This window comes from Agrobacterium sp. 719_389, assembly GCF_900188475.1.
Taxonomy (GTDB): domain Bacteria; phylum Pseudomonadota; class Alphaproteobacteria; order Rhizobiales; family Rhizobiaceae; genus Agrobacterium; species Agrobacterium radiobacter.
In genome coordinates this window covers 333,410-355,352 of sequence record NZ_FYEM01000003.1, presented here as the reverse complement: position 1 = coordinate 355,352, position 21,943 = coordinate 333,410, and the positions used below count along the sequence as shown (strand labels likewise).

General features: G+C 58.2%; 19 protein-coding genes and 1 tRNA gene. 7 read left to right on the top strand and 13 right to left on the bottom strand.

Annotated features, from left to right (window positions below; translation table 11 throughout):
* Window positions 1-42 precede the first annotated feature (42 nt).
* Window positions 43-1,077 (bottom strand): substrate-binding domain-containing protein, encoded by a 1,035-nt coding sequence (locus tag CFB10_RS08660; RefSeq protein WP_026363787.1) that lies wholly within the window; start codon window positions 1,075-1,077, stop codon window positions 43-45.
* 195 nt (window positions 1,078-1,272) lie between these two features.
* Window positions 1,273-2,535, bottom strand: coding sequence for a phosphate regulon sensor histidine kinase PhoR (gene phoR, locus CFB10_RS08655; protein WP_051091648.1), 1,263 nt, complete (start codon window positions 2,533-2,535; stop codon window positions 1,273-1,275).
* Between the two features lie 242 nt (window positions 2,536-2,777).
* Between phoR and ppk2 the strand changes: the two genes are divergently transcribed.
* Entirely contained in the window at window positions 2,778-3,659 is an 882-nt protein-coding gene (ppk2, locus tag CFB10_RS08650; protein WP_020010997.1) for a polyphosphate kinase 2, read from the top strand.
* A 52-nt stretch (window positions 3,660-3,711) separates the two neighbouring features.
* On the opposite strand, the gene CFB10_RS08645 is transcribed toward ppk2, so the two are convergent.
* Window positions 3,712-4,857, bottom strand: coding sequence for a hypothetical protein (locus CFB10_RS08645; protein ID WP_020010998.1), 1,146 nt, complete (start codon window positions 4,855-4,857; stop codon window positions 3,712-3,714).
* 255 nt (window positions 4,858-5,112) lie between these two features.
* Between CFB10_RS08645 and CFB10_RS08640 the strand changes: the two genes are divergently transcribed.
* Together CFB10_RS08640 and CFB10_RS08635 are read left to right on the top strand one after the other, a co-directional pair.
* On the top strand, window positions 5,113-6,075 hold the full coding sequence (locus CFB10_RS08640; RefSeq protein ID WP_020010999.1) for a nitronate monooxygenase family protein: 963 nt from the start codon (window positions 5,113-5,115) through the stop codon (window positions 6,073-6,075).
* Between the two features lie 136 nt (window positions 6,076-6,211).
* Window positions 6,212-6,287: transfer RNA gene (locus tag CFB10_RS08635), tRNA-Thr, on the top strand.
* A 113-nt stretch (window positions 6,288-6,400) separates the two neighbouring features.
* On the opposite strand, the gene CFB10_RS08630 is transcribed toward CFB10_RS08635, so the two are convergent.
* Entirely contained in the window at window positions 6,401-6,589 is a 189-nt protein-coding gene (locus CFB10_RS08630; RefSeq protein ID WP_020011000.1) for a hypothetical protein, read from the bottom strand.
* Between the two features lie 325 nt (window positions 6,590-6,914).
* Between CFB10_RS08630 and CFB10_RS08625 the strand changes: the two genes are divergently transcribed.
* Together CFB10_RS08625 and CFB10_RS08620 are read left to right on the top strand one after the other, a co-directional pair.
* The gene (locus tag CFB10_RS08625; protein WP_020811433.1) at window positions 6,915-7,073 is read left to right on the top strand and encodes a YqaE/Pmp3 family membrane protein; all 159 of its coding nucleotides are present in this window, start codon (window positions 6,915-6,917) and stop codon (window positions 7,071-7,073) included.
* Between the two features lie 318 nt (window positions 7,074-7,391).
* A complete protein-coding gene (locus CFB10_RS08620) occupies window positions 7,392-7,634 on the top strand; it encodes a DUF982 domain-containing protein (RefSeq protein WP_003503584.1) in 243 nt (80 codons plus the stop codon).
* A 94-nt stretch (window positions 7,635-7,728) separates the two neighbouring features.
* On the opposite strand, the gene CFB10_RS08615 is transcribed toward CFB10_RS08620, so the two are convergent.
* The 6 genes from CFB10_RS08615 to CFB10_RS08590 form a co-directional block, all read right to left on the bottom strand.
* Window positions 7,729-8,121 (bottom strand): PRC-barrel domain-containing protein, encoded by a 393-nt coding sequence (locus tag CFB10_RS08615; protein ID WP_026363789.1) that lies wholly within the window; start codon window positions 8,119-8,121, stop codon window positions 7,729-7,731.
* A gap of 129 nt (window positions 8,122-8,250) precedes the next feature.
* Window positions 8,251-9,132: an AraC family transcriptional regulator gene (locus CFB10_RS08610; protein WP_020011003.1), complete on the bottom strand. Its 882-nt coding sequence runs from the start codon at window positions 9,130-9,132 to the stop codon at window positions 8,251-8,253.
* Window positions 9,133-9,240: 108 nt separating this feature from the next.
* Window positions 9,241-11,430, bottom strand: a complete 2,190-nt coding sequence (locus CFB10_RS08605) for a TonB-dependent siderophore receptor (protein WP_081629579.1) — start codon at window positions 11,428-11,430, stop codon at window positions 9,241-9,243.
* A gap of 179 nt (window positions 11,431-11,609) precedes the next feature.
* The gene (locus tag CFB10_RS08600) at window positions 11,610-13,286 is read right to left on the bottom strand and encodes an iron ABC transporter permease (protein ID WP_026363790.1); all 1,677 of its coding nucleotides are present in this window, start codon (window positions 13,284-13,286) and stop codon (window positions 11,610-11,612) included.
* A gap of 73 nt (window positions 13,287-13,359) precedes the next feature.
* A complete protein-coding gene (locus CFB10_RS08595) occupies window positions 13,360-14,376 on the bottom strand; it encodes an extracellular solute-binding protein (protein WP_020011006.1) in 1,017 nt (338 codons plus the stop codon).
* 153 nt (window positions 14,377-14,529) lie between these two features.
* Window positions 14,530-15,579, bottom strand: coding sequence for an ABC transporter ATP-binding protein (locus CFB10_RS08590; RefSeq protein ID WP_020011007.1), 1,050 nt, complete (start codon window positions 15,577-15,579; stop codon window positions 14,530-14,532).
* Window positions 15,580-15,937: 358 nt separating this feature from the next.
* Between CFB10_RS08590 and CFB10_RS08585 the strand changes: the two genes are divergently transcribed.
* Together CFB10_RS08585 and pgi are read left to right on the top strand one after the other, a co-directional pair.
* Window positions 15,938-17,650 (top strand): long-chain fatty acid--CoA ligase, encoded by a 1,713-nt coding sequence (locus tag CFB10_RS08585; RefSeq protein ID WP_020011008.1) that lies wholly within the window; start codon window positions 15,938-15,940, stop codon window positions 17,648-17,650.
* A 139-nt stretch (window positions 17,651-17,789) separates the two neighbouring features.
* On the top strand, window positions 17,790-19,415 hold the full coding sequence (gene pgi / locus CFB10_RS08580; protein WP_020011009.1) for a glucose-6-phosphate isomerase: 1,626 nt from the start codon (window positions 17,790-17,792) through the stop codon (window positions 19,413-19,415).
* Between the two features lie 190 nt (window positions 19,416-19,605).
* Here the strand turns inward: pgi and CFB10_RS08575 are convergent, their stop codons facing one another.
* Genes CFB10_RS08575 through CFB10_RS08565 form a run of 3 tightly spaced genes read right to left on the bottom strand, consistent with a single transcriptional unit; the run spans window position 19,606 to window position 21,921 of the window.
* Window positions 19,606-20,223, bottom strand: a complete 618-nt coding sequence (locus CFB10_RS08575) for a hypothetical protein (RefSeq protein ID WP_020011010.1) — start codon at window positions 20,221-20,223, stop codon at window positions 19,606-19,608.
* A 7-nt stretch (window positions 20,224-20,230) separates the two neighbouring features.
* Window positions 20,231-20,959 (bottom strand): esterase family protein, encoded by a 729-nt coding sequence (locus CFB10_RS08570; RefSeq protein ID WP_026363791.1) that lies wholly within the window; start codon window positions 20,957-20,959, stop codon window positions 20,231-20,233.
* Window positions 20,956-21,921: an acetylxylan esterase gene (locus CFB10_RS08565; protein WP_026363792.1), complete on the bottom strand. Its 966-nt coding sequence runs from the start codon at window positions 21,919-21,921 to the stop codon at window positions 20,956-20,958. The genes CFB10_RS08570 and CFB10_RS08565 overlap by 4 nt, the downstream gene beginning before the upstream one ends.
* Window positions 21,922-21,943 lie beyond the last annotated feature (22 nt).

The window sequence follows — 21,943 nt, the reverse complement described above, 5'->3', positions numbered from 1 at the left end:
GGAGGGAATAAGGGGCGCGGCAGACCGCGCCCCTCATCTTTATTACATCGAAGCGCCGGCAGCGAACTTGGAGCGAATTTCTTCGCGTTCTTTATCCGGAGCGGCAACGAGGCCGTAGTTGGCGAGCGGGGAATCCGGGCCGATCATTTCGTCAGAAACGAAGAACTCGACGTATTCCTTGAGGCCCGGGATAACGCCCAGGTGAGCCTTCTTCACGTAGAAGAACAGCGGGCGGGAAACCGGGTACTTGCCGCTGGCAACGGTTTCGGTGGACGGAACGACGCCCGAAACGGTCGCGACCTTCAGACGGTCAGCGTTGTTTTCATAGAAAGCGAGGCCAAAAACGCCGAGGCCGGTCTTGTTGGCATCGATACGAGCGAGCGTTTCGGTGTAGTCGCCGTCGATGTCGACAGCTGCGCCGTCCTTACGGACTGCAACGCACTTTGCAGCAGCCTGCTTGGCGTCGGTGATGAGCGTCTTGATGACGTCGGTCGCCTTGGCTTCCTTGCAGCCGTCAGCCATGATCTTCTCTTCGAAGACTTCGCGCGTGCCGTGCTTGGAACCCGGGATGTAAGCGGCGATCGCTACGTCAGGCAGTTCCTTGTTGATTTCCGACCACTTCTTGTAGGGGTTGGCAACAAGCTTGCCGTCCTTGACGACTTCAGCAGCGAGCGCGAGGTAAAGATCCTTCGGCTCGAGCTTGATGTCCTTGTTGGAAGAGTCCATCGCAAAGACGATACCGTCGTAACCGATCTTCACTTCCTGAACGTCGGCAACGCCAGCAGCCTTACAGGCGGCCAGTTCGTCGCTCTTGATCTTGCGCGAAGCGTTTGCAATGTCGATGGTGCCTTCGCCCACGCCCGAGCAGAATGCCTTCAGACCGCCGCCCGTGCCGCCGGACTCAACAACCGGAGCCTTGAAGTTCGGGAAGGTTTCGGCAAAAGTCTCGGCAACGATCTTGGCGTAGGGCAGAACCGTGGAGGAACCGGCAACCTGGATCTGGTCGCGAGCAGCGGCGGCGCCAGCGAAGGCGACAGAAGCCACCAGAGCTGCTGCGGAAAATTTAACGATGTTCATTTGTCTCTCCCGTCGTGGGCTTTGTTGTGGACGCAGCCGATAGCGACACTCGCTCTTAGCTTGCGCTCGGCGACCTTTTCTTAACCACCGTAGCCACATCCTTTTATGTCACTTTGACGAAAGATTTGTGACAATCTAAATCACTGATTTAATTTATAAATATTCACTGCATTAAAAGCAGATGCATATTTTATGTCAAAATCTCACGGTGAAGTCCGTGCCGTTGTCCAATTCCGATTTAATGATGAGGCGGGCGCGGTGGCGAGTGAGGATGTGCTTGACGATGGCAAGCCCGAGGCCCGTGCCCTTTTTCGAGCGGCTGTCGGCAACGCTGACGCGATAAAAACGCTCCGTCAGGCGCGGCACATGTTCGGCGGGAATGCCCGGCCCCTTGTCGATGACACTCACCTCCACCGGCTTGCCGGGTTCGGCGCGCAGCCAGACATCCACGACCTTGCCTTCCTGGCCGTATTTGCAAGCATTTTCAACGAGGTTCTGGAACACCTGCACCAGCTCGTCGCGATCCCCCTGCACCTCCGCCGGCCGGTCCGGCAGGTGCAGCGTGATGGTCACATCAAGCTCGTCGGCAAGCGGCAGCAGCGTATCGCGCACGTGGCCGATGACGGGAACGAGATCGACCTTCTGGTCCGGCGCGATGTTTGCACGCAATTCCAGCCGCGAAAGGGACATGAGATCGTCCACAAGCCTGCTCATGCGGGTTGCCTGATCCAGCATGATGGCGAGGAAACGCTCCTGCGCCTTGGGGTCATTGCGCGCCGGCCCCTGCATGGTTTCGATGAAACCGCGGAGCGAGGCGAGCGGGGTGCGCAGTTCATGGCTCGCATTGGCGACGAAGTCGCTGCGCATGCGGTCGATGCGGCGAAGCTCTGAAACGTCGCGGAACGACAGGATGTAGAATGGCGGACCTGCCCCCTCTCCCACATCCGCCCGGGCGATGCGGACGATGAAGACCCGTTCGGAAGGAAAGCGCTCCGAATGTTCGACCTGGTTGGGCTGGCCGGTGGTGATGGTTTCGCGAATGACATCCAGCAGGCCGGGAGAGCGCAGCCGGGCGGAAATATGTGCACCGGCAAGCAGCTGGCCGAAGGCGCGCTCGGCCGCGCCGTTCTGAAACAGTACACTGGCGTTCTTGTCGAGAATGAAAACGGGAGTATCCAGAACCGCAAGGCCCGCCCTTACGCCGGAAATGACGTTTTCGCCGGGCACTTCCGGCTCATCCGTCTCCGCCTCCGCAGCTCCGTCCTTTGCGGAGGCGGCCGCCGGGCCCTCCGCAACGGCCAGGATGGCAATGACCGCGCAAAGCCACAGGGCGGCGGGCATATAGGGCGTATGGAGTTCCGCAACGGCCACGATGGCGAGCATGCTGACGATGAGAACGGGCAACCAGTTCCGGCCGAGCTTCCTTCCCAAAAGCCTTAATCCACCCTCGCCTTTCATGACTGCCATTTCAGCCTGCTCTTTCCATTCTCATCTGACAGCGCATCGAAATCTCATAGGCCAGCTTCATGACAGAGATTCATCATCGCGCATTTTCCACAACGTATATGCGCAAAATCGACGCGGCAATCGCTCCTGCCGCCGCATCCCGCTCAACCGGTCCTGTTTCACTTGAATTCCGGCAATGGATGTGAACTCATTGGCGGCGAGTTGCCTTTACACAACAACAACTGGAGGAACCCATGGGCGAAGAAACGAAGAAGCGGGCAGTCGAGATCACCATTGGCGGCAAACTGCGCAGCTTCGACATCGACGATCCGGTTCTTCCTGAATGGGTTGAGGAAAAGAAACTTTCTGCCGGAAATTTTCCCTACGACAAGAAGATGAAGCGGGAAGATTACGACACCGCTCTCGAGGCGCTGCAGGTGGAACTGGTCAAGGTTCAGTTCTGGCTGCAGGCGACCGGCAAAAGGGTCATGGCGGTTTTCGAAGGCCGCGACGCCGCGGGCAAGGGCGGTGCGATCTTCGCGGCCCGGGCCTATCTCAACCCCCGTTATGCCCGCGTGGTGGCGCTGACCAAACCGACGGAAACCGAGCGCGGCCAATGGTATTTCCAGCGCTACATCTCGCATTTTCCGACCGCCGGCGAATTCGTTCTCTTCGACCGCTCATGGTATAACCGCGCCGGGGTCGAGCCGGTCATGGGGTTCTGCACGCCGGAAGAACACAAGCTCTTCCTCAAGGAAACGCCGCGTCTGGAAAAGATGCTGGCCCATGAAGACATCAATCTTTTCAAATTCTGGCTCGACATCGGACGCGAAACGCAGATCGAGCGCTTCCATGACCGTCGCCACAGCCCGCTGAAATGCTGGAAGCTTTCGGATATGGACATAGCCGCGCTGACGAAATGGGACGACTACACGCAAAAGCGCGACGAGATGCTGGAAAAGACCCACACCGATGCCGCCCCCTGGACAGTGGTGCGCGCCAACGACAAGCGCCGCGCGCGGGTGAACCTCATCCGCCACATTCTTCTTGCGCTCGACTATGAGGGCAAGGACGAGAAGGCGATCGGCGAAATCGACGACAAGATATTGGGATCAGGCCCGGCTTTTCTCAAGTGAGACCGGAAGGCGATGACAGGCGCCGCCACTCGAGGCGCCTGTCGTTTTTCCATTACTGGCCCGGCAGAATGCGCACGGAATAAAGATTGACCGGGCGGCCGCTGCCATCGATATCGCTGTTGATGAAGATCTTCCCCGGCGCATTGGGGGCGAGAGATCGTTCGAATGTCGTGTTCAGCAGCATGTCCGCGCGCTCGGCCGTGGCGGTGAAGCGGTGGCGGGAGCAATCGCCAAGGGTTGCGAAATCGCAGGCGACGGAAACCTGGGTCTGCCGGTCGCTGGAGGATTGCAGCGTGATCGATATGGTCGAGGACTTGCCCGCCATATCCCGCATCACCTCCACCGGAACCTCGACGCTGACGGCGCCATCCTGCGCCACACTTCTCGAGGTTATCTTTATAGCCTTGCCGGCGGGTGTGGCGATGTTTTCGACATTGGCGCGCTGGCCGGCCGAAACGCCGGAACTGCCACGCTCGGCATTGAAGACCTCAACCCAGTCGTCGGAAAAACCGCGACCGGCCGAAAGGCTCGGCGCAGGCTCCGTCCCGTTGAAGTCCTCCGACTGCACCTGCGCCGGCGGATTGGGTACGCTGGTATCACGTTGTTCCGGCGACAGCAGGAGGCCGGAAGAATAAACCCACCAGGCGCCAAAACCGATGAAGGCCAGAAGCGTCACGTAGATAAAAAGGCGGGCAAAAAGCCCCCGGCGCTTGCGGCGGCCAACCGCGCCTTCCGGACGGAAGGCAAGCGAGGAATCGCTGGCGCGGGAGCCTCTCTTCGGCGGCTTTCCATTGCGCTGGCCCGCATTCAGCGGCGCCGGAGCGACGGCAGCACCCGGTCGCACATCGCGCGTTTCACCACGCAGTTCCGGCTCAACACCCAAATCGCCGTGGTGAGGCATCTGCGAAACGGGATCGACCGCGTGATCATCCTGTGCCGGACTTTCCGCTGCTGGCGGGCGCAATTGCTGCTCCACCCTGTCCAGAAGACTGTTGCGCTCTTCATTCTCGATCTGGTGGATCAGGCCTTCAAGCCGCTGCCGCTGCTGGGCGACGACCTGCGGATCGTCTATCCCCTGCTTGCGCAGGCCTGCTTCCAGCGCCTGACGGGACGATTGGTAAATCCGTGCACGAACTTCGGCGTTCGATCTGTCCGATTTTTCCAGAGCATTTCTAATTGCCGTTTCCAGTCCGCTCACGACCGATCCTTGTTCTATTACGCTTTGCAAAAAATATGCGGCGCTGCGCCATGGGTTCACGATTCGGTAACGGCTATACCGCCCCTCCGCAAGCTTCGTTTATGATAAAGACCGGATTGCTTTCAGGAAAATCGATCCATTGTGGCGCTACGAACGCAGATTCGAGATGCAAGTGCCACGCTGTTTTCGCTTTCAATCTGCTCCCGAACGCGATATTGACTTACGTGCGCGTAAACGTAATTCGTGGGAGGAGACATGCTACCGTCCGTGCTGAAAGACAATCTGCGTCTTCCGGTCATAGCATCACCGCTATTCATTATTTCACATCCGCAACTGACGCTGGCGCAATGCAAGGCCGGCGTCATCGGCGCTTTCCCGGCGCTCAACGCGCGACCCGAAAGCCAGCTCGACGAGTGGCTGGCGATGATCACCGAGGAACTCGACGCGCACAACCGTGCCAATCCCGAACGTCCGGCCGCACCCTTCGCGGTCAACCAGATCGTGCACATGTCCAATCGCCGGCTGGAGCATGATCTCGGCCTTTGCGTGAAATACAAGGTGCCGGTGGTGATTTCTTCGCTTGGCGCGGTGCCCGAGGTCAATGCAGCCGTGCATTCCTATGGCGGCATCGTGCTGCATGACGTCATCAACGACCGTCATGCCCGCTCCGCCATCCGCAAGGGTGCGGATGGGCTGATTGCGGTCGCGGCGGGTGCCGGCGGACATGCGGGCACGCTTTCGCCCTTCGCCCTCGTTCAGGAAATCCGCGAATGGTTCGACGGCCCGCTGCTGCTGGCCGGCGCCATCGCCAATGGCGGCTCCATTCTCGCCGCGCAGGCCATGGGCGCTGACATGGCCTATATCGGCACCCCCTTCATCGCCACTCAGGAAGCACGCGCTTCCGAAGGCTACAAGCAGGCGATTGTGGAAGCGCAGGCCAAGGATATCGTTTATTCGAACTATTTCACGGGCGTGCACGGAAACTACCTGAAAAGCTCGATCGTCGCCTCCGGCATGGACCCCGACAATCTGCCCGAAGCCGACCCCTCGAAGATGGACTTTGAAACCGCCACCGGTGGCGCAAAGGCCTGGAAGGACATCTGGGGCGCGGGGCAAGGCGTCGGCGCAGTCAAGGCAGTGGAACCGGTGGCCGATCTCGTCGATCGTCTCGCGAATGAATATGAAACGGCCAAGAAACGCATCTGCGGGAAAGGCTGAAGTCACCGGCAAACAATGGACAGGCAAAGCTTTTTGCGGAAATTTCAAAACCGGCACATTCAAGGCTTGAAATCCGTGAGCATTGCCTGTATCAGCCCGCCATGAAGCTGATCCGCAACAAGCGGGTCACAATCGGGCCGCTTTAGCTCAGTTGGTAGAGCACGTCATTCGTAATGACGGGGTCACGTGTTCGAGTCACGTAAGCGGCACCATTTTTCGCATTCAAGATTGCCCAGCCGATTATATAAATAGATGCGCTGTCGGAAATCGCCCAATGGCGGGCCGCGCAGACCGGCGCGATAAGAACGCCGCCGTTAACGAACAATCACGCCATATTGACCGTAAGACGGTGGGCGCGGGCGGTGACGATAGTCACCGCGCCAATCCCTGCGATCCCGCCACTCTCTGTGTTGTCGCCAGTTCCGGCGGTCGTAATCCCGGTAATATCTGTCTCGATCATAAGATCGATAATAGACGCCGGACGAGTAATACCCGCCTGTGCGGTAACCGCCATCGTCAACGCATCCGCTCAGGATGCCAACCGATAGGAAGCAGATTGCTGCGGTTAGAATTTTCATGATCTCATCTCCCAATGACGGACTTCAACGTCTGTCTGTGTCCTCGGTTCCGTGAGCCAAGAGTGATGCGGCACGCATGAACGAGGGCTGAATGGTCCTGAGCCCGCTCGCCTGATGCATCACGCGGGGAGTGGCCCCCTCAGAATTGGCGGCTTCCGGTTGCCAGCTGAAGGAAGGTATTCGTCATCATCAGGGCGTTGAAACCAACCGGGCTCCACTTACGTTGATTGTCTAGTCTTGGTTAACTTGAAAGCACTCACCGTGGACGTCATCCGTATCCTGATCGCCATCATCCTCCCGCCCGTCGGCGTCTTTCTCCAGGTCGGGCTCGGCCTGCATTTCTGGCTCAACATTCTTCTGACGCTGTGCGGTTATGTTCCGGGCATCATTCATGCCATCTGGGTAATCCTGCGCAGGTGACATTCGCCTTTTATCGACGATGGGATGTTCGCAATATTTTAGTACGTGATTAAATTCTCACTGGCTGCTGGAACCTCGTCTTCTCCCTCACGTTATGGTGATGACACCAGCCAAGGAGAAAATCATGAACCAGATCATCTACATCGTAGGCCTCGTCGTTATCGTTCTGGCGATCCTGTCGTTTTTCGGCTTCCGTTGATCCCCGTTGTCAATTCGATCGCTTGCGCATATCCTAAGCGGCAGTGACACACGACTGCGTTCATGGGTTGCTTCGCTGTCGGGTGTATTTCGGGATCGCGTTGCTCTGGGAGGTGCACGATGAAGAACGAGAGATGGACAGAACCTGTAGAGGTCAATCTTGAGGCGAATGGCAAGAGTGTCATCGCCGGCCCCTTCGAAGCACTGACATTGTTGACCGAAGGCTGGCCCAAAATTGGGGGATTGAGCTTCGTAAGAGCGAGAAGCGCCTGCCGCGCCGCTCTTGACGGACGCAAATCGCCCGAAGAGGCACGCAAGTGCTTTACCGATGCAGTTTCCGAGATGCAGAACAACACGCATTGATGCGCCAAACGAAAAACGGCTCCTGAAAAGGAGCCGTTCCTTTATGTGCGACGCTTCCGGCGATAGAACAGCCGGAAGCGCCTTTTGACAGATTTTACATCCAATACGGGGCGACGCCGTAATAGTCGTAGACCTTGCGATCCCTGGCGTTCAGCAGGTCGTCATCATCCAGATTGGCGAAGTGCGGCGCGTTTTCGATCTCTTCCTTGGTAAGATCGATACGGTAACCGTCGAGTTCTTCGTCATAATGCAGCTTTTCCCAAGGCAGCGGGTAATAGTCGTCGCCGATTCCGAGAAAACCACCGAAGCTCAACACCGCATAGGCGACGCGGCCGCCGCGTTTTTCCAGAATGATGCGCTGGATCGAGCCGATATGCTTGCCATCAGCGCCATAAACGCGGGTGCCTTCCACCTTGTCGCTGGCGATCAGGCTCGGCGTATCCTTGACATAGGGGTCCTGTCCGGCGCGGGGTTCCTGATGCATCATGTGCCTTTCCTCCTTGTTTTTCCTCTTTGAGGTCACGTCTGGTAAACCCCGCGACCGACAATTCGTTCCGCCGCGTTTCAGGCGCCTCGCTGGGTATTTTTTTGAAGGAAAATGGAACGAAATCCGTGCCTACTGACGAATCTTCTGCCAGACGGAGGGGGAAACGCCGACCATCTTGCGAAAGACCCGGGAGAAATGCGCCTGATCGGAAAACCCGGCAGCGATGGCGATGTCGGTCAACGCCATGTTGGTCCGCATCATCAGTTCCTTGACGCGATCAATGCGCGCCTGCATCTGCCACTGGTGCGGGGGCACGCCGGTGGAGGCCTTGAAGGCGTGGCTGAAATGGGATTGCGAGAGGTTGGTGAGTTCCGCCAGTTCCTCCAGACGGATCGACCGCAGGCAATGTTCGCGGATATAGTCTGTGGCCGCCCTCAATTGCCAGGCGGCGAGCTTGCTGCGTTTCTTTACCGGTTCCCGTTTCACTTTCAGGAAATCCGTGAGCAGCGCGAGCACGAGGCTTTCGCCATAGAGGTCGTGCAGCGGATCGGGATTATCGCATTCGGCCGCAATCAGCCGCGCCAGCGCCAGCAGGCGCTCATCCTCGAACATCAGATGCGGGTCTAGCAGCCCGTGCGGATCGAAGCCCTGCACCAGCCGGGCGCCCAGCAATCCCGCATCAAAATGCAAATCGAGATGGCGCACGAAGGAGACGTTGCTCAGTTCAGCATGAACGTCCAGATCGGCGGGAACGAAAGAAATCCGGTTCGCTTTTGACGACCCGTAATTATCGCGGCGGCATCGGTTCATCATGAACCGGCCGTCATCCGTCCCATCCATATCCAGCAGAAAAACGAAACGCGGATCCTTGCCGACATAACGGCCACCCGCCTTCGGGGCGCAGCGCACATCCCAGAGATCGGCGACAATGCCGTTCCACACCCTGGAGCGCGGACCGCCGATGACGGCAAAGCCCTCGATCTCATTTTCCATCCGCACGCGGAAAGCCATGGCCTCTCGATCCCGCAAGGCGCCACGGCGCCACTATAAACATGATAAATCTATTCATGTTTATAGTGGCAAACCAATTTTCCTGCAACTACGGCCTCTGGCCGCCCATCACCACTTCTTGGAAAGCTTGAAGGTGATGGTGCGGCTGTCACCCCAGCCGCAGACGGAGACCCCGGCGCAGCTCTTGACATATTCCTTGTCGAAGACATTGGCGACGTTGATGGACGCGGTCCAGTCGTTCTTCTCATAACGGATTGCGGCGTCGAAGACGGCTGCATCCGGCACGCGCAGCGTATTGGTTGCATCCGCCCAGGATTTGCCCTGATAACGCACACCGCCGCCGAGGCTTAGGCCTTCCAGCGCATCATTGGTAAAGGCGTAGTCCAGCCACAGCGAGGCGGTGTGGGCGGGCACGATCCATGGTGATTTGCCGATCAGGTTGGGATTGGCATCCTTGGTGATATCGAGATCGGTATAGGAATAGGACGCAATGGTCTTCCAGTTCTCACTGAGATTGGCCTTGGCCTCCAGCTCGAAGCCGGTGGATTCCACCTGCCCGAACTGGCCGCTCGTGGTTACGCCGCCCGCCGTATAGGACACGATGGCGTTGTCCTTGACCAGCTTGAAGACAGAGGCGGTGATGCTGCCATCGAAGAAGGTCGGCTCATATTTGATGCCGGCCTCGAACTGGTGTCCCTCCTCCGGTACGGCGGATGTGCCATCTGCAAGCGTATCGATGAGCGGATTGAAGAAGGTAGCAGCCGAGACATAGGGCGTCAGGCCATTGTCGAATTCATAGGCGAGGCCGGCGCGCCCGCTCAGCGCATCGTCATTGGAGCGGCGGGATGCGCCAGCTGGCAGCCTGTTGTTCAGCTCCGTATCGACATAATCGTAACGGCCGTTCAGCGTGACCAGCCAGCCGTCGCCGAAACGCAGCTGATCCTGGGCATAGATGCCGATCTGCTGCTGGGTCACGATATTGTCGGCATAAACGAAGTTTGTTCCCTGCGTGGAGCCATAGACCGGGTTGAGCGCACCGATTGCATTCGATCCGCAGCAGGCCTGCACCTGATCCAGCCGGTAATATTTATAGTCGAGGCCGAAGAGCAGCGAATGATTGACCGCGCCGGTATCGAATTGGCCTTCAACGCGGTTATCCACGCCGAAGCTGTCGACCTTCGACACGCCATCGTAACCGAAACGGGTCAGCATATAGTCGTTGGTGGTGGCGTCGAGGATCGGCTGGCCGTTGGCGTCCGTGTTGGCCCAGCCGCCCGCATAGGGTCCGGTCTCGTGCTTGTAGAGGTGGCCGTAACGGGCGTTCTGGCTGATCTTCCAGCCGTTGTCGAATTCATGGCTGACGTCGTAACCGACCATGGACTGGTACACACGGCCATTGTCGATATTCGGCTCACCATAAAAGGCCTTGCGGTCGAGCTTGCCGAAAGGCGCATCCACGACCGTGCCGACATAGGGCAGGAAGCCGTTGCCGATATGAACCTGATCGAGCGCCGAGAAATAGCCGTAGAGCGTGGCGCTGGTCTGCGCATCCGGCTCGAAGGTAATCTGCGGCATGATGAAGCCGCGCAAATCCTCGGAATAGTCGGTATAATTGTCGCCACCGGAGACCTTGCCGGTGACGCGGTATTTCCACACGCCTTCACCATCGACCTTGTCGCCGAGATCGAAGCCGAAGAAGGCATTGCCGAAATTATTGATGCCGATTTCCGTTTCCCGCACCGGCTCATCCTGCGTGCGCTTGCGGACCATCTGCACGATGCCGCCGGGATTGGCGCCGCCGTAGAGCACCGAGGCGGGGCCTTTGAGAATTTCCACGCGCTCCAGGCCGTAGGCATCCATCTGGAAACCGCCGAAACCGTAGCTGAACAGGTTCAGACCATCCAGAAACACGCCGGTCTGGGTTGCCTGAAAACCGCGAATATAAATCCAGTCCGTGTCCGGGTCCGTGCCGAAGGGTTCCGCCGTCACACCGGGGGTGTAACGCAGCACTTCATCGATTTTCGTCACCGCGCCGCGGTCGTTCATTTCCTGGCGGCCGACGACCGATACGGATTGCGGAATATCCTTGGTTTCCGTCTCGGTTTTCGAACCGGTGGCGCTTTTCTTCGCGACATAACCGCGGACCGGGCCAGTCGCGTTTTCCGCGCCCTGCCCTTCAACGGTAATCTGCTGAAGAACGGTCGTGTCCTGCGCGTGGCCCATCGCTGGCGCCAGCAAAACAATGGCGGCCGTGCCCAAAGCCAGACGGCTCAAAAACATCCCATGCAAATTTTTCAAGATATGCCCCGAAACAGATCGCGGTCGATGTCCCTATCCGACAGGCCGCAGCACCTCAATTAAGATGAGTGTTTACATCATGATTAAGGCGGGATGCTTGTCGTTTTCGGGGCGGATTTGAAGCTTATTGGCTTCTCGCACAGTTTTGCGCCCGTCATTTATCGGGCTAAGCTTCGATGTCAGCCCTTACGCCGGCCGATCCTCGCAAGCAGCACCACGGGAAGCATGCCGATGACGACAATTGCCAGGGCTGCGATAGACGCCTCTTCATAGGTGCCTCGCGCCGCTTCGCCATAAAGATGAGTTGCGAAGGTTTCGAAATTGAGCGGCCGCAGGAGAAGCGTGGCGGGAAGCTCCTTGACGCAATCGACAAAGATCAGCAGCCCCGCCGCCGCAAGCGACGCCTTGGAAAGCGGCAAGTGAATCTGACGGAATGTCTGCGTCGCAGATCGCCCGAGCGTTCGTGCGGCGTGATCGAAGGATTGCGGGATGCGGCTGAGGCCGGCATCCACGCCGCCGGCGGCGATGGTGAGGAAACGTGTGGAATAGGCATAGATGAGGGCCGCGCCGCTGCCGATGAAGATCAGGCCGGTGGAGATGCCGAACCAGTCACGCACGGTCTGGTCGACAAACCGGTCGAAACCGCCGAGTGCAATCAGTATCCCGATGGCGATGACCGTGCCGGGGGCAGCATAACCCACTGTCGAAAGACGATAGGACCAGAGCGCGAGACGTCCCGGTGCAAGGCGCATGGCGTAAGCAACGGCAAGGCCCAGGATAAGCGTGATCACCGTCGCCAGCCCGGCAAAGAGGATGGTGTTCAGAGCCTCATCGGCGAAACGGGCCGACAGGCCGCTGAAGCGGAAGCGCTTCCAAGCCTCAATGACGAGATAGCTGGCGGGCGCTACAAAGCCGATCAGGACCGGCAGGCTGCCGAGTACGAAAGCGGCCCAGCCCTTCAGGCCGTTGAGCCGCAGCGGCTCCAGCTCCCTGCTTTTCTGCGCGGAGACCGCATAACGCTGCTTGCGCCGCGCCCAGCGCTCGAGCCCCACGAGGGCGACAACGATGAACAGCATGGAAAGCGCGATCTGCGCCGCACCCGGAAGGTCGGATTTCGTGACCCATGTAGTGTAGACGGAAACGGTGAGGGTGCGGACGCCGAGGAATTCCGATGCGCCGATGTCGTTCAGCGCTTCCATCAAGGCAAGGCTGATACCGACCGCGATCGCCGGGCGCGCGAGCGGCACCGCGACCTTGAAAAAAGCGGCGCGTCTTGAAACGCCGAGCGTGCGGGCCGCTTCCAGCAGGTTGCCCGCCTGCGTCAGGAACATGGCGCGCACGGGAATATAGACATAGGGAAACAGCACGAAGCCGAGGAGAATGATGCAGCCCGTCATCGACCTTATGTCCGGCAGGCGGAATTCGCGTGGGCTGGAATAACCGAGCAGCCAGCGGATCGCCCCCTGCACGGGCCCGATGGGATGCAGGATATCCAGATAGGCATAGGCAACGATATAGGTGGGCATGGCCAGCGGCAGCAGCAGTGCCCACTCCAATAGTCTACGCCCGGGAAAATCATAGGCAGTGACCAGCCAGGCGGCATAGGTGCCGACGATGCCGGCCAGCAGCCCGACGCCGGCGAGAAGGATCGCCGTATCCGGCAGAGCCGTCAAAAGAACGGTCGAGCCGAGATGCGCCCAGAGGCCTTCGGACCCCTGCAAAGCCTGGGAGACAAGCGCCAGAACCGGCACCATGGCGCCACAGACCGCCAGCACGGAGAGGCACAGCCACCAGAAGGAGGATGAAAACCTGGCTCGGGTACGAGGTGTCAATGGCTGGATGGCGTCTGGATTCATGTGCTTTTGGAGAATACGCGGAAAGGCGCCCGCAGATGCGAACGCCTTCCACCATGTTATCGCTGATTGGCCTTTACTTGTCGAAACCGACCTTGTCGACCAGCTCGCTTGCCTGCTTGCGGTGCGAGACGATTTCCGTCAGCGGCTTGTTATCGATCTTCAGCGTGCCGAAGGAAGCGATGATCTCGTTGAGGGCAGCACCCTGCTTGACCGGATATTCGTAGTTGGCTTCCGCATAGATCTTCTGGGCTTCGTCCGAAACGAGATATTCCAGCAGCTTGACGGCTTCCGCCTTGTTCGGTGCATTCTTGGCCACAGCCGCGCCGCTGATATTGACCTGCGTGCCGCCATTCTTGAAGGTCGGCAGAACCACCTTGATGGCGTCGCCCCACTTCACCTGCTCCTCGCCGCCCTTGCCCGAGCGCATCAGGCCGACATAATAGGAGTTGGCGATGCCGATATCGCAAATGCCGCCGAGGATGTCCTTGGCAACGTCGCGGTCGCCGCCACCTGCCTTGCGGGCCAGGTTTTCCTTGACGCCGGCGAGCCACTTCTCGGTGTCCGCAGCGCCGTAATGGGCGATGTAATCGGCAAAGAGCGCCGTGTTATAGGGATGCTGGCCAGCGCGAATGCAAACCTTGCCCTTCCACTTTGCATCCGCCAGATCTTCATAGTTGAAGGAGGCGAGATCGACATCTTTCGCCGCGTAGAGAACGCGGGCGCGCATGGAAAGCGCGAACCAATGGCCCTTGGCGTCGCGAAGCTCGGCGGGAATAGCCTTCGTCAGGGTTTCGGATTCAACCGCCTGGGTGACGCCCTTTTCAGCGAGATCAACGAGGTTGCCGGCATCCACGGTCATCAGAACGTCGGCCGGCGAGCTTGCACCTTCGCTCAGAACGCGCTCTGCAAGACCATCCTTCAGGAACACGGTGTTGACCTTGACGCCGCTCGAAGCCGTGAAGGATTCCAGCAGAGGCTGGATAAGGCCCGGCTCTCTGGTGGTGTAGATGTTCAGTTCCGCAGCGCTGACCGATCCGGCTGCAAAAGCAACGGTGCTGGCAAGCAGGGCAATTTTGGAAAATTTCGTCATATGTGGTCTCCCTCTCCGATGGCGGCAATATGGGGAGCAAACATCATACCTGATGGAGTAAATCAAGTTTTATTTGGCCGTTTTCAGACGGGACTTGATCACCAAGAGTTGAAAATGGAGCGTAAACAAACATGCAAATCCGCTCATTCAACCTCAAGTAAATATCAGAACGCCCTTCGGATCAATGCCGAAACGCACGGCCGTGGTCTTGGTCGGCGTACGCTGCATCGTTCTGACGCGCAAATCCGCCGGCAGGCCGGGCACGGCTATACCAAGCTGCTCGATCTCACCGAGAAAAACACGGCTCGATATTTCGCCGGCGATCCCCTCTTTCGCGGTGCTATCCTCAATGATCGAAATCGCGTTGGGGCGCACATAGGCGACGGCGGCAAGGCCTTCCGGCAGATCGGAAGCATCGCCCAGGGGCCCGAGCGGTGTTTCGACGCGCCCCTGCCTGACGTGGCCTTCGATCTTGTTGAAGGCGCAGAAAAAATCGGCGGCGTAGCGGGTTTTAGGATTATCGTGAATTTCGTAGCCCGTACCGCTCTGCACGATCCGCCCACGCTGCATCAGCACCACACGGTCACCTGCCGAAAGCGCCTCTTCCGGGTCGTGGGTGACCATGATCGCCGTCGTGCCCAGCTGCCGCAGGAGCCCGAGCGTTTCCTCGCGCACGCTGTCGCGCAATCCCCTGTCCAGATTGGAAAAAGGCTCGTCCATCAACAGCAGACCGGGCTGCGGGGCAAGCGCACGGGCAAGCGCCACGCGCTGCTGCTCACCGCCTGAAAGCGTATGCGGATAACGTTTTGCCAGCTCCTGCAGGTGAACATGTTCGATCATCTCGGCAGCGCGGCGGCGAGCCTCCACCTTCGGCAAAGACCGAAGACCGAACATGACATTCTGCTCGACGGTGAGATGCGGGAAAAGCGCATAATCCTGAAAGACAAAACCGATATTGCGCTTTTCAGGCTCCACGAAAACAGCGGGACCGGCAACGACAGCGCCGTTCAGGGAAACGATGCCATGGTCCGGCGTCTCCACGCCCGCCACAATGCGCAGCAGGGTCGATTTTCCACAGCCGGAGCGCCCCACCAGGCAAATGATTTCGCCGCGCTCGACGGAAAGATCGATATCGGACAGCACATCCGTATCGCCGAATCTTTTCCCGACCGATTTCAGTTCCAGCGCTGCCCTGCCTGCCATTTCCAATCCTGCCCTGCTTTGCGAATTATGTTGATCGCTCAAATCAGGATTAAAGTCAAAAAAGCCCGGCAAAATGCATTTCCCTTCACGAGTTGGCGAGATGTGCGGCAGCAATATTGACGTTTACGTTAGAGTTAAATAGGTTTTGCCGACGAGATGGACGCCAAGGGATTACGCGTCTATCATTCGTTACCGGGGAGCGAGAGGAGCGGTCGATCCGGTGACGCCACATGAGGTTCCCCCAACCCGGCCGGATTGGCCGGCTGAATGCGGAACCTCGTGAACATCAGGCAGCCGAAAGCGCCGTTCACGCATTTCAATGAATGCGCGGCGCAACAAAGACTCTGGGAGGAGAAGCATGAGTGAACTGTCCCTGGGACACCCGGAAAATGTCAGCGCAGAGAAGCGTTGGCTGGCATCCTATCCGCCGGGCGTACCTTCCGAAATCCCCGCATCCGCCCATGCCTCCCTTGTCGAACTTCTCGAAAAGAGCTGTGCGCAATTTGCCGACCGCAAGGCCTTTTCCAGCATGGGAAAGTCCCTGACCTACCGGGAACTGGACGCTGAAACCCGCGCGGTCGCCGCCTGGCTGCAATCCAGAGGGCTGGAAAAAGGCGACCGGGTTGCCGTGATGATGCCGAATATCCTGCAAAATCCCGTCGCCGTATACGGGATACTGCGGGCAGGTATGGTCGTGGTCAATGTCAATCCGCTCTACACACCGCGCGAACTGGAACATCAGCTTAAGGATTCCGGCGCAAAGGCGATCTTCGTGCTGGAAAACTTCGCGCATGTGGCGCAGCAGGCGGTGCCAAAAACCGCCGTCCGGCATGTGGTCGTCGCGGCGATGGGCGATCTGCTCGGCCTCAAGGGACATATCGTCAATCTGGTGGTTCGCAAGGTCAAGAAACTGGTGCCCGCCTATACCATCCCCGGCTCCATCAGCTTCAAGGCGATGCTGAAGGAAGGTCAGGGATTTTCGTTGAAGCCTGTCAGCCTCACGGCGCAGGACATCGCCTTCCTGCAATATACCGGCGGCACAACGGGCGTATCCAAGGGTGCGGTTCTCACCCACGCCAATCTTCTGGCCAACAAGGTTCAGATCAGCCTGTGGCTGGACGCGGCCTTCAATGGCAAAAAAGATCGCCCGGAGGTTCTCAACTTCATCTGCGCGCTGCCGCTCTGCCATATCTTCGCATTGACAGTGAATTCGCTGATGGGCATTGCACTCGGCGGCCATAATCTGCTGATCGCCAATCCGCGCGATATTCCCGGCTTCGTGAAGGAGCTGGCGCATTATCAGCCGCATGTTTTCCCCGGCATTAACACGCTTTTCAACGCGCTGATGAACAACGAGGATTTCCGCAAGCTCGATCTGTCCTCCCTCATTCTGGTTCTCGGCGGCGGCATGGCGGTGCAAAGGCCCGTTGCGGAACGCTGGCTTTCGATCGTCGGTTGCCCGATTGCCGAAGGTTACGGCCTCTCCGAGACATCACCCGTTGCAACGGTCAATCGTCTCGATTCCACGGAATTCAGCGGCACCATCGGCCTGCCGATTTCCTCGACCGAAATCGATATTCGCGACGAAGACGGCAACAGCCTGCCAACAGGGGAAGTCGGCGAGATCTGCATCCGCGGTCCGCAGGTCATGGCCGGTTACTGGCAGCGGCCGGATGAAACCGCAAAGGCCATGACCGCGGACGGCTTCTTCCGATCCGGCGACATGGGGTTCATGGACGAGCGCGGTTACACCAAGATCGTCGATCGCAAGAAGGACATGATCCTCGTTTCCGGTTTCAACGTCTATCCGAACGAGGTGGAGGAAGTGGCCGCCAGCCATCCGGGCGTGCTGGAGTGCGCGGCAATCGGTGTTCCGGATGAACATTCGGGCGAAACCGTCAAACTTTTCGTGGTCAAGAAGGACCAGTCGCTCACGGAAGCGGAGCTCAAGGCGTTCTGCGCCAAGAACCTGACGAACTACAAACGGCCGAAAATCATCGAGTTCCGCACTGAGCTGCCGAAATCGAATGTCGGCAAAATCTTGCGGCGCGAATTGCGCAATCTGAACTGATTGTTTCAGCCAATGGGGAGAGCCGGGCGACCGGCTCTTTCTTTCATCCCGGCCCTTTTCTTTTATCAAAGTCGCCTTGATTTGGCCGCCTGAAAAAGAATAGTTTCCTCATCCTTCCACGGAAGCCGAGGAGCACAAGATGCAGGCCACCATCGAAAAACTGAAAGCAACGGCGAGCAGCACAGCCGCAACCGATCTTCGCGCCGCCTTTGCGGCCGACGACAAGAGATTCAGCCGTTTCAGCGCCAAATTCGATGACCTGCTGATGGATTATTCCAAATGCGCCGTGAATGAGGAGATCGTCACGCTTCTCGAGCAGCTCGCACGCGAAGGCGGTGTCGAGGCCAAGCGCGAGGAGATGTTCTCCGGCAAGGCAATCAACTTCACCGAAGATCGCGCCGTGCTGCATACCGCGCTGCGCAATCGCTCCAACACGCCGGTTCTCGTCGACGGCAAGGACGTGATGCCTGATGTGAACGCCGTTCTGGTGGCCATGGGCAAATTTGCCGATGCGATCCGTTCCGGTTCTCTGAAGGGCGCGACCGGCAAGAAGATTACGGATGTCATCAATATCGGCATTGGCGGCTCCGATCTCGGCCCGGTCATGGCGACGCTGGCGCTCGCACCTTTCCATGATGGCCCGCGCGCGCATTTCGTTTCCAACATCGATGGCGCACATATTGCCGACACACTGAAGCTGGTTGATCCCGAGACCTCGCTCTTCATCGTCGCGTCGAAGACCTTCACCACTATCGAAACGATGACGAATGCCGCCACCGCGCGCCGCTTCATCGCCGAAAAGCTGGGTGAAGAGGCCGTAAAGCACCATTTCGCCGCCGTTTCGACCGCGCTGGACAAGGTCGCCGCCTTCGGTATCGAAAGCGATCGCATCTTCGGTTTCTGGGACTGGGTTGGCGGACGTTATTCGATCTGGTCGGCCATTGGCCTGCCGCTGATGCTTGCCATCGGCCCGGATAATTTCGGCAAGTTCCTGGATGGCGCACACGCCATGGACAGGCATTTCCGGGAGGCGCCAATCCGCGAAAACCTGCCGATGCTGCTCGGCCTCATCGGTTTTTATAACCGCAACGTGCTGAACTATCCGACCCGGGCAATCCTGCCCTATGACCAGCGGCTCTCGCGTTTCCCCGCCTATCTGCAGCAGCTCGACATGGAATCGAACGGCAAGGGTGTGACCATCGACGGCACGCCGGTCGAAGGCCAGTCCGGCCCAGTTGTCTGGGGCGAGCCCGGCACCAACGGCCAGCACGCCTTCTATCAGCTCATCCACCAGGGCACGAGCGTCATTCCGGCGGAATTCATGATCGCCGCCAACGGTTTTGAGCCCGAATTGCACCATCAGCACCAGCTTCTCATCGCCAATTGCCTGGCGCAGTCGGAAGCGCTGATGAAGGGCCGCACGCTGGCCGAAGCAAAAGCCCAGCTCACCTCCAAGGGCATGGAAGACAAGCTCGCCGATTTCATCGCGCCGCACCGCGTTTTCACCGGCAACCGTCCGTCCATCACCTTCGTCTACGACAAGCTGACGCCCTTTGCGCTTGGCCGCCTGATCGCGCTCTACGAACACCGCGTCTTCGTGGAAGGCGTGCTGTTCCGCATCAACTCCTTCGACCAGTGGGGCGTGGAGCTTGGCAAGGAACTGGCGACCGGCCTGCTTCCCGTCGTTGAAGGCAAGGAAAGCGCTGCCGGCCATGACAGCTCGACACAGGGTCTGGTGAAGGCGCTGGCGGGACTGGCGGGGTGAGATTTACCATTTTGATAGGAGCCGGAAGGAAGCTTCCGGCTCATTCTCGCGAGACAAAACGTTGTCACAAGGCTGAGAAGCGAGGTTGTTACACTGTGAAATATCGCTTCGTTTTCACGCCGGAATAAAATGGGCATTCTTGAACCCGACTTGCAGGCGTTGCTTGATGCCTAATGTGCGGGGGTTTTAACTATTCAACTCGATAAACACGTTTCGGAAACACGCCAAAATCGTTGCCACGGCCAACGACCATGACTTTGTCACCGGCATTTAAACTAAGTCTAATCTCCAAGGGAATCCTGCAAATCTCTTCATGCAATATTAGCTGATCCGCTATTTCTATCGCATCGGAACAGCCCCTTCGACCGGCGTCAGTGTCGGAAACGATGAAGGGAAGCTCGACTTCGTGTCCTGCGACCAGCGCAAAAAACATCGGCACCACAACGACCGTCGCGTTCCTTGCCAAAAAATAAAAGAAGATGGGAGAAAATATAATTGTCAGTACCCTGGTGAACTTCCCCCAATCGGTAACTTCTTTTTCCGAACACATTGCGGCTGCAAAAGACCAAGCGGCCGTCACAACACCTATAATGGTCGCTACGGTGTTGATCTGCGAAACCCAGTCAAGGGAGGGAACCCATTTCAGACCGATTACTTCCAAAAAAAACGGAGCAGAGAAAAATACAATCAGAGCGCCCATAATATTTTTGTAAGTATTATTTTCTAAAAATTCTTTTATTTTAGAAAAATAATTAAAAATTAAATCCATTGCGTATTTTAAATCCTCGTCGTGATTTTCTATTTCCATTTTTACTTCAAATATAAAGCGCCGCCATCTTGCGCCACGCACCCGCACGGTGGGCGCGGCCGTCCCAGACGTGCATCTGATGCCCCACCTGCTTGTCCGACAGGACCCGGCTCAGATGGTGATTGTTATCCAGAAACGGGTCGGCATCGCCGATGGTGAAGACCATGTCGATACGCCGCAGGTGATCAAGCCGCCATGGGCAGGCGAGGCCCGGCAGGAAATGGCTCGGCATGTGGAAATAGACGTCGTCATCGTAATAACCGTCGAACAGATCACCGAAGGATTCCACCTTCATCGTCAGATCATAACGACCGGAAAAGGCGACGAGCTTGCGAAACAGATGCGGGTGGCGAAAGACGAGGCTGGCGGCCTGAAACGCACCGAGACTGCAGCCCTGCACGATCGTGTCACTATTCGGGTTTTTCTCGGCCATCAGCGGCAGCACTTCGTTCAGAATATACTCTTCGAAAGCGGTATGCCGGCGAATGCGATCGGCGGGATGACGCCCGGCCGCATAGAAGGTCTCTCTGGCCAGCCCCTCTATGCAATAAAGCTGAAGGTGGCCCGCCTCCAGCTTGTCGGCCAGACTGCCAACAAGGCCCAGTTCCTCATATTCGAAGAAACGCCCGTCGCGGGTGGGAAACATCAGCACCTTGGCGCCAGAATGTCCGAATATTAACAGCTCCATGTCGCGATGGAGCCTTTGACTATACCAGCGGAGATATTCGCGTTTCATGACACCTTGAAAAACCGTCTGACCTTGTCCTTATGGACCGCATCTTGCGATGCGCTGTCAGGGTAATCGAAATGTCCGGCGTCGAGGATGAAGATTTCATTAAATTTTGATTGTGGCAGCGCATTGGCCACGGCGAACTGGCAAGGCGGCGCCACTGCCGGATCGAAAAGCGCAGGCGCGACCAGCATCGGTACTTTTATGCGGGCGGCGGCGCAGGCGGCATCGAACAGGCGCAGCGTTTCAAGCACATTGGCATGGGTCTTCTGGTACGTCTGAACCGCATCCGCGCTGCCGACGGTGGGCAGCGTCAGCCAGAACGGCCGATGTCCGAATGTGGGGACCACCAGATGGCCGCGATCAATACGCTCGTCGAAAGGGATGGCCAGGGCGCCGATTCCGCCGCCGAAACTGATGCCGCTATACCCCACCTGCCCGTCCAGCCAGGGATAAAGGCTTATGAGCGTGGAAACGGCAACCCACAGATCATCGACGCAGCCGCCAATGATGTAATCGTCTTTCCTGTCGATATTATAGAGAACATGGAGGGCCGGGTCGGACGAGATCGGCGGACAGGCGCTCAGCGAAAGCCCGCGAAAACAGGGAAACAGCACGGCTGTTTCTTCCACCGGCACGTCGAAATCAGGAGCCTCACGACCGCCGTAACCATGACCCACAACGAGGCCGCGACGCACCTGCCCTTCGCGCGGTAGCAGCAGCCACCCGCCGATACGAAAACCGCCGGTGGAGGTGTAGGTCATATCGAGGACATGCCAGCGGGGGTCGCTGAGCCTGCTCTTGCGCAGTACCGGTCGAGGATCCGTGGCGAGTGCGCGGCGATAGCGCTTTTTCCAGAAATCATCGAAGCCCGGCGGCGCCTCGGGCGGGGTGATGGCCAGCAACTGTTCACGCTGCATGCCATAGGTCGGGTCGAAATCAAAAGGATGGGACTTGGGAACGCTCATGCGATGCTTGTTTCGTGAAAAA